6 protein-coding genes are annotated in these 8,203 nt (G+C 37.7%); 2 read left to right on the top strand and 4 right to left on the bottom strand.

Going from position 1 to position 8,203, the window contains the following annotated elements:
- Position 1 precedes the first annotated feature (1 nt).
- Genes HRT72_09580 through HRT72_09570 form a run of 3 tightly spaced genes read right to left on the bottom strand, consistent with a single transcriptional unit; the run spans position 2 to position 4,396 of the window.
- The gene (locus tag HRT72_09580; protein NQY67956.1) at positions 2-1,900 is read right to left on the bottom strand and encodes an NAD(P)-binding protein; all 1,899 of its coding nucleotides are present in this window, start codon (positions 1,898-1,900) and stop codon (positions 2-4) included.
- Positions 1,901-1,905: 5 nt separating this feature from the next.
- Positions 1,906-3,141 carry an aromatic ring-hydroxylating dioxygenase subunit alpha gene (locus HRT72_09575; GenBank protein ID NQY67955.1) on the bottom strand — a complete coding sequence of 412 codons (1,236 nt, stop codon included), beginning with the start codon at positions 3,139-3,141 and terminating at the stop codon, positions 1,906-1,908.
- A 1-nt stretch (position 3,142) separates the two neighbouring features.
- Positions 3,143-4,396: an aromatic ring-hydroxylating dioxygenase subunit alpha gene (locus HRT72_09570; GenBank protein ID NQY67954.1), complete on the bottom strand. Its 1,254-nt coding sequence runs from the start codon at positions 4,394-4,396 to the stop codon at positions 3,143-3,145.
- Positions 4,397-4,525: 129 nt separating this feature from the next.
- On the opposite strand from HRT72_09570, the gene HRT72_09565 reads away from it, so the two are divergent.
- Together HRT72_09565 and HRT72_09560 are read left to right on the top strand one after the other, a co-directional pair.
- Positions 4,526-5,506 (top strand): Lrp/AsnC family transcriptional regulator, encoded by a 981-nt coding sequence (locus HRT72_09565; GenBank protein NQY67953.1) that lies wholly within the window; start codon positions 4,526-4,528, stop codon positions 5,504-5,506.
- A gap of 11 nt (positions 5,507-5,517) precedes the next feature.
- Positions 5,518-6,678: an MFS transporter gene (locus HRT72_09560; protein NQY67952.1), complete on the top strand. Its 1,161-nt coding sequence runs from the start codon at positions 5,518-5,520 to the stop codon at positions 6,676-6,678.
- 6 nt (positions 6,679-6,684) lie between these two features.
- Here HRT72_09560 and HRT72_09555 read toward each other — a convergent pair whose 3' ends face one another.
- Positions 6,685-7,869 (bottom strand): outer membrane beta-barrel protein, encoded by a 1,185-nt coding sequence (locus HRT72_09555; GenBank protein ID NQY67951.1) that lies wholly within the window; start codon positions 7,867-7,869, stop codon positions 6,685-6,687.
- Between the last annotated feature and the right edge of the window lie 334 nt (positions 7,870-8,203).

Here is an 8,203-nt window from a genome sequence, read left to right as displayed (position 1 = left end):
TTTACAGCTCGTCTACCGCCCTTTTGGCTTGTTCAATCGCCGCGAATATGTATGATGTTGAGTCTGAGTCTGAATTTGCAATTGCTATTCGTCCAAATTTCTTTCTTCCAATCTTGGCGTTTTTATGACCGTCAAAATCATACAAATCGCCGCCAGAATAGTTATACCCGTGCGACCACCTATTTATAGTTATGCTGTTGATATCTCGATCTGGATCAAAACCTGCTCCCCCGAGCATGCCTCCTAAATGTTGTTTTATTTCTTTCTCAAATTGGTCGAATGTTGTATCTAGTAACTTATACCGTCCTGCTTTAAAGTGATCGTATGGATGGCCACCGTATTCATCAGCTCCGGGAATATATACCATATTGAAAATTGCTGGCTGGTCTGGTGTTATACTATGCTGATACCCTCCCATACTAACAGGAAAATCTAAGAATGACTGGGTATGCCATCTTCCAGGACTAACTACTGCGGCAATTTTTAATTCTTTGAGCGCTTCCCAGTTTCTCATCCCAACCGAGGTGTACACCAAAGGAGATTTAACGTTTTTCTTTAATGCTGTAGCTTGATTGATTGGTAAGTCTTGTACCAAATGTGGCACCATCATATTGTAACATGCCATTATTACATTCTTGCCTTTTACCTGATATGCTTTGCCATTGTTAATATAATTCACATTTACTTTACTGGCATTTTTCACATCACCTTCATGCTCTACTTTAACTACTGTACTGTTTAGTCGAAGACGGACGATGTTACTTTTTTTATCGAGTTGATTGTACTGCATTTTTGCCAGAACAATGTCTTCCATCGTATTTCCTTCAGCAGCATTCGGGATTAGCTTTCTCACGAGAAGCCTTGCTACCCCTCCATTCCCATCTGGGAAATGATGAATGTAAGGATCGTAACTAACACCCAGGAAATCCTTGGTAGCCTTTTCACCAATTAGTTTTTCCATTACATCTCTAGGCATTCCGGGGATTAAAGAATAATATGCTTCTTTGGCACTGAAAGTATCCGCTCCACTGTTCATATAATCGCTTCCAATCCAACGCAACATCTCTAATATTTGAGGGTGAGACACATTGTAATTATTCTTGAGAACTTCGAAAAAGGGTGTATTTGTTAAGTACTCAATATGTTCTTTAGCATTATTTGCGCTGTCGTTTTTATACTCACCATTCATAACCCGACGCAATTCGTCTTTCACTCCAGCATCCAAAGGCATTTGCCTTAGCGCTTCCTCTACAGATAAGTTTTTAGGATTCTCACGCGTCATTGAATCTCCATATCCACCTAGTGCATAATTAAGCACTTTATCTTCACCATAAGTTTCCTTGTCGAAATAGGTAACATTAAAGAGCTCGTTTTTTTCATAGTAGTTTTGATCATAATATTTATCAAACCTACTTACATCTACATTTATATCATCGAGTAATTCTTTCGTTATATCACTGTACTGAGATGGATACTGCAGAGATTGAGAGCCACCGCTACCAATAACCATTTTACCATCTATATGGTGTTCGTTCCTTCTTGCATGCCCGCCGAAGTCATCGTGGTTTTCTAAGATCAATATCTTTTTGTCGTCACCATGTTCCTTCTGGTAAAAATGAGCTGCTGATAGCCCGCTTACTCCTCCCCCTACAATTATCAAATCGTATTCATCATCATCTTCGATTACAGATCCCCAATCGGATTTAGCGCCCCAAGCTCTTGCATGCGCATGCTTATAAGCAGACTCTGTACTTCCTCTCATGCCTGTTAATGATGGAGGATAATATTCAGGATCAACGAGGTTTAGAAATTTATTACTCATCGCCATGGGTGGAATCATGGTTGCACCAGCAGCTAATAAAGCACCATTTAGAAAATCCCTTCGTGTTATCTTAGCCATATTGATTATTGTTTCATTCTATCGTTCACTTCTTTCAGCTTACCTATCCTTGGAGATTTTTCTAAGCTACACACAGGAAATCGTTCCTTCAACCTTTTATGTGTCAAAGCAACTGAAGATTCTGCATATGATAATTGCCCCGGCTCATAATTACTCGTCAATGCTCCTTTCTGTATCCTTTCCACCAAGAACTTATCCTCATCATTAACTTGAGAGTTTATTTTAATATTGAGATCAGTAAGTTCACGTTCATGGTCACTCATATTCTTCCGACCAAATAAAGAATACCGAATTTCTGTTTTATCCACTCCCTTAGGTAATATTTGAAATACCCAAAGAGCCTCGTTGTTAAATTCGATGCCCATATTGTGATGCATCGTTACCTGAAACCATAATCGTTTCACCGGATGTTCAACCCGATGATCAGAGGTATGAATAAGGGCTTGATACCTTGCTTCATTGGGAGCTTTTGACGCTTTTATCCTCATCCTGAAAGTCCCGAATCCAACACCTGTCTCACACTCACCACCTTCTTCACCAACTTCTGTCATGCGTTGTAAACCAGGGTGACCAGTTGGAACATGGTAGTTTTCGTCGTAATTATCTTTGGCCAATTTCCAGTTACATTTCCAATCTTGGCCAAAAGATCCATCGATTCGTTCATAGTCATCTGTATTGTATGGAGCAATAAATTCGTCGATTGGAGCCCACTGTTCTGCAACCGACAGGCAATCACTCTCTTTCATTTTTACAAATACCATACTTCGATAAACCTCTACTTCTACTTTCTCTAATCCTAATTCCGATTTATCACAATCAGGATATCCTTTAGGTTGAGTTATTCCCTTGCACGAACCGTCTCTGTTAAATGTCCATGCATGATAATGACACTGTATTAGTTTAGTGCACCCTTTACCATCTAATAATCTTGACGCTCTATGAGAACAAACGTTTTGAAAGGCGTTAATCTTACCATCATCATCAACCATAATTATGGCACTATCTCGCCACATATCGAAAACAATATAATCTCCAGGGTTTTGAAGATCTGATTCATGACCTGCAAATTGCCAGGTTTTCAAGAAGCATTCTTCATACTCTAATTCGAGAAGTTCCTTATTCGCATATGTCCACATCGGTAAAGAAGGCCCTTTGTTGAAATCGGCCTCATCCATGTACTTTATATGGTCGTCGAACTTATCTCTTGAGATATAATTCTGTTTTAATTCTGATAACTTCATGCTATGCCTTCTTTAACATTTCGTCATTTAGGTCGGCCAATGATCCCCACTTCGGAGGCATATCCAAACCAGATACAGGAAATATTTCTCTTAAATTCTTGTGATTTAATGCCACCGTTGACTCTTGATAATGCAATGGTCCAGGCTGATAATTTTGTGTACTGGCACCTCTTTGAATTCTTTCTGTTAAAAATTTATCCTCGTCGTTTACTTGATTTATGATCTTGTAATTTAATTCGATCAATTCTTGCTCGTGTTCGTTCCTGTCTTTACGACCAAACATCGTGTATCTAACTTCTGTAGAATCCACGCCTTTTGGCAATACTTGAAATACCGATAGCACCTCGTTACTAATTTCGATACCCATATTATAGTGCATGCTCATGTTTAACCAACATCGCTTTACGGGATGATTAACTCTATGATCGGCAGTATGAATGATTGCTTGATAACGTGCTTCGTCTAAATTCTTAGAGGCGCTAATTTTCATTCTGAAAATACTAAAACCAACACCTGTAGGTAATTCTCCACCTTCTTTACCCATTTCCGTCATTCTATTTAGACCAGGGTGACCAGTTGGCACGTGGTAACTTTCGGCATAATTATCACTTGCTAATTTCCAGTTGCATTGCCAGTCTTGCCCACCAAATCCTTCACCCATTCTTTCTACCTCTTCCGTATTGTAAGCAGCCAACATATCATCGATAGGTGCAAATTGTTCTGCAGGAGTTAAGCAATCGCTTTCCAACATTTTAACGAATACCAAGCCTCTGTATATTTCTAGACCAACACGTTTTAAACCCATTTTAGATTTATCGCACTCGGGATATTCTTTAGGTTGAGTAATTCCTTTTAATGAACCATCTGTATTAAATGTCCAAGCATGGTAGTGACATTGAATTAACTTTTTACATCCTACTCCATCTAACAATCTTGAAGCACGGTGAGTACATACGTTTTGAAATGCTCTGATCTCACCATCATCACCGACCATAACAATGGCACTATCTCGCCATAAATCAAATACAACGTAGTCGCCTGGTTTTTGAAGGTCGGAAATATGAGCGGCGAATTGCCACGTTTTCAGAAAGCATTCTGTGTATTCTAATTCCAATAACTCCTCACTTGCGTATGTCCACATAGGTAACGAAGGCCCAGTATTGAACTTACTCTCATCTAAGTATTCTACATGATCATCAAACTTATCTCGTGATATAAACTCTCTTTCTGGGATTCCTTTTCCGACTGATTCCATTTCTTCTTAATGTAATTTAAATCAAATTAACTTGACTTTCATCTCAAATATAAGCCTTTACATCATTTTTATAAAACTTTTAGGCTTCTAATTTTTACTTTGTATATTTGCGGCATTAATAATATTACCATGCTTAAGGATAAATTAATTATTGATCTGAGTACAAAAGAAAAAGAAGTACTGACCGAGCTTAGTTTAAATGGACGCGAAACACTCGCCAATATTGCCAAAACGCTAGGCAGATCATTACAAGCCGTTAAATACACCATTGAAAGTTTAGAAAGCAAAGGAATAATTGAAGGCTACTATGCCATAATAGATACAAGTAATTTAGGTTTTCTCTCCTATCGAATATCCTTCAAATTACGAGACGTCACTAAAAAGAGAGAAAAGGAATTGGTGAATGAAATGATACAGTTAGAAAATATTACTTGGCTTTGGCAGGAACATGCAGAGAACGATATTGTAATTGACATTACAGCACGAAATCCTATTCATCTGAACAAACTATTGATGAATGCTTATAAAATATTAGGTTCTAATTTGGAGCAAAAGAAAGTACATGTACTTACAGAATTGCGTTATTTAAAATTCGATTTTCTAAACAAAAGCAAAAAAAGACTAGTCACTACTTCAATAGATCAAGAGCCTGTTGTTTCAAGTACAGACAAAATAGACCACCAATTAATAGACCTATTAGCATTTAATGGAAGAGAGTCTCTTGTTAATTTGGGGAAGACCCTTAGCATATCCCCAGCTTTAGTAAAACAACGAGTAGCAAATCTAATTGAGAAAAAGATAATCACCGGCTTTAATGTGAAAGTCAATTTTGAACTACTCGGCTACAGCAACCACATTGTCTACCTGTACCTTTCACAGAAGGATAATGAAAAAGCTATCATCAAGTATCTAGAGAAAAACCGCAACATAGTTAACATCGCAAGTGGCATTGGTGATGCAGATATTGACTTCGACATACAAGCTAAGTCTAATACAGAGTTGTTGTCTTTTGTAAAAGAACTGAGCTGGAAGTTTCCAAATGTTATCAAAGATTGCAAAGTACATACTATTATTAACGAGCCATTTAGGAGTTTTCACACTCCTAAGTAAACCAATAAGGCATGCACAAGTACAAATCCATCATTACCATAGCAATTGCCATGACAGCGGCTTGGACTGTTGGCCTGTTTGGTCTTCGAATACAACCACAAATGCTGATTCCTTTGATGGAAAAGTTTGATGTTTCCGATCCTGAGATTGGTAAACTTTACATGCTAGAGAATCTGTCTTACTTTATTTCTCTTCTAATTGGAAGCTTACTCATTAGCAGATATTCCAGAATTAAAATGGCCATGTTCGCCACTGCCCTTTTGGTAGGTGGTAATATTGCTTCAGCATATGCAACTAATATAGATTCCTTAATGCTCTTTCGAGTAGTTGTTTCTATTGGAGGAGGACTCGTTTCTGGTTCTGGTACCGCATCAGGATCTGCTTCGAGCGACCCGGTAAGAGCTTTTGGCTTGACAAGCATTTGTTATTTAGGGGTCTTCGCGTTAGCTCATGCATTAATCCCGCTTGCTCTTGCTTGGAATGGCGCAACGGGAGTTTATCTGGCATTGGCTGGTTATTCATTATTAGTATTCCCAGCTTATTACTGGCTCCTTCAACCAGAAGAAAGCGCAAAATCAACTGGAGGTTTATTCAACAAAATTTTAGCTGCACCTTATCGCAGCATTGCAATTGTAGCCATGCTCGGATTATTTATAAACGAACTCGGCCAAAATGGTTTGTTTACTTACGAAGATAAAATCGGCGACAACATCGGGTTATCAGCGGAGCATCGAGGAACAATTCTAGCGTCTGCTTTATTCTTAGGATTAGGTGGTGGCATACTTGCCACATGGATGGGTTCTCGATTCGGAAACTTTAAACCTTTACTTTGGGGATTAGGTATTCAGGTTTTATCCAGCTCGTACCTAATAATTAATACAGATTCTGATTTGTATTTCTACCTAATGCTGGCGCGGAATGCTACATATAGCTTTGTGATGCCTTACTTATTAGGCACACTGGCTGCCCTCGATAATGAAGGAAGATGGGCTGTTGCAGGAGATGCATTCTGGAATGCAGCCACTACTCCCGGTCCATATCTCGCCACATTAATGGTTACCTATGGTAGTTATCATATTCTCGGTTCTTGGGTTTTTCTAGCTAGCGGATTAGGCATGGCTTTCTTGTGCTACACAGCTAGAAAGGTGGATAAGATGGGGTTGAAAGGGTGAGGCTATCTACTCCCAAAATGAATAACCTACTGAGGCGCCAAATTGCTCCAAACTATTCACAAATGGAGAGCTTAAATTTAAGCTCTCAACAATAAATGGAATTGAATAAACTTTCACCATAAACCTACTATCCCGTTTTTGATATCTTAAGCCTACCTGAGGTATAAGAACACCCCTACCAGAGTTATTTATCCAATAAACATATTCTAAATTAGTCTCAACATGAACGTCACCGAAGGAAATCAAGTTAGTAAAGCCGAAAGGAATTATGGGACCTTCCATGCCATAACCCAAACCTGCTTTTATTCCCGCTTTGTAGCGTCTTTGACTTATCACAATTCTTTCACATCCTACTAAAATCAGTCCTTCAAATATCTTAAAGTCAGCTTGTAAAGTATTTCTGTACCTGATTTTAAAATCATAGGATAAAGAATCAACTTTATTACTTGCTTTCATTTGCTTTTTAGACGTAGTCGTAATATTCTGATCCTTTCTTCTTTCATTTCGATCAAAGCAGTATTCAATCATGGAATTAATTTGAAAAACAGAAAGTTTGGATACACTCTCTTTCTCATTGATGTATTCATCTATTGCATCTGAGTAATACCTAAATTTACTACCTATCCCCAATTTTAAGTTATTTGACAAGCTATATAAAATGGCAAATTCCCCACCCAATAAAAAGCCATTTACCCCATTGGGTAATGAATTAGAATTATTTCTATATGTATAGAAATCTGTTGTAGTAATATACTCTTCACTTACAATGTTCTTTACTGAGATTCCACCTTCAGCATTTATTCTAAATTCGATTTTATCTGAAGGAATTAAAGAATATTGAAGGCCCAATGGCATATCAAAAAGTCCTATCATTCTATCAATATGAATTTGATACAAATCGTAATTATCGTTTAAATAATCAAAACCATAACCTACTCGGGTATACTGCATTCCTAGTTTTATAGAAAACCCTTTAGCCAAAGGAATAAATAAAGAATAACCTACATTGAACCCATTAATTGATGTATAAGAATCATGTAATTCATCAACCAACTTGGATTCGATCACAGATGGCATCGCAATTCCTGCATTTCCCTCAATCGAGGTAATCAACCGTGAAACAATGGTTGTGTCTTGTGAAAAAACAAAAACAGGAAATAGTAAAAGAATAAGTATTGATAGTCTCACCATGTTCGAAAATGAAGGTTCGAATGTACTTTATATATTCTCAAATGTTATAATTAAGAGTTATATCCTTTTTATAAAATAACATATTGACTCACCCCTAGCCCCTCTCTCAAGAAAGAGGGGAACCCACAAATAAACGTATCGTTATAATTTTACACGAATGCCAGCCCCCTCTTTTTTTTAGAGAGGGGGTTTGGGGGTGAGTGTCTTGTACTGATATAGGTTGACAGATTTGTATGTTATTTCTGCTCTAGGTTTACAATAATAGCTTATTCCTGTAATAGGTTTACTGGTTGCTTATAATAGTTTTTCCATCTTCTTTTTAAAGTTCCTGAAG

The sequence above is a fragment of the Flavobacteriales bacterium genome (assembly GCA_013214975.1).
Lineage (GTDB): Bacteria > Bacteroidota > Bacteroidia > DT-38 > DT-38 > DT-38.
This window is presented reverse-complemented; position numbering and strand designations above follow the sequence as displayed.

Coding starts and splice junctions, on each gene's coding strand:
- HRT72_09580 (NQY67956.1), bottom strand. CDS start 1,900: ATGGCTAAGATAACACGAAGGGATTTTCTAAATGGTGCTTTATTAGCT.
- HRT72_09575 (NQY67955.1), bottom strand. CDS start 3,141: ATGAAGTTATCAGAATTAAAACAGAATTATATCTCAAGAGATAAGTTC.
- HRT72_09570 (NQY67954.1), bottom strand. CDS start 4,396: ATGGAATCAGTCGGAAAAGGAATCCCAGAAAGAGAGTTTATATCACGA.
- HRT72_09565 (NQY67953.1), top strand. CDS start 4,526: ATGCTTAAGGATAAATTAATTATTGATCTGAGTACAAAAGAAAAAGAA.
- HRT72_09560 (NQY67952.1), top strand. CDS start 5,518: ATGCACAAGTACAAATCCATCATTACCATAGCAATTGCCATGACAGCG.
- HRT72_09555 (NQY67951.1), bottom strand. CDS start 7,869: ATGGTGAGACTATCAATACTTATTCTTTTACTATTTCCTGTTTTTGTT.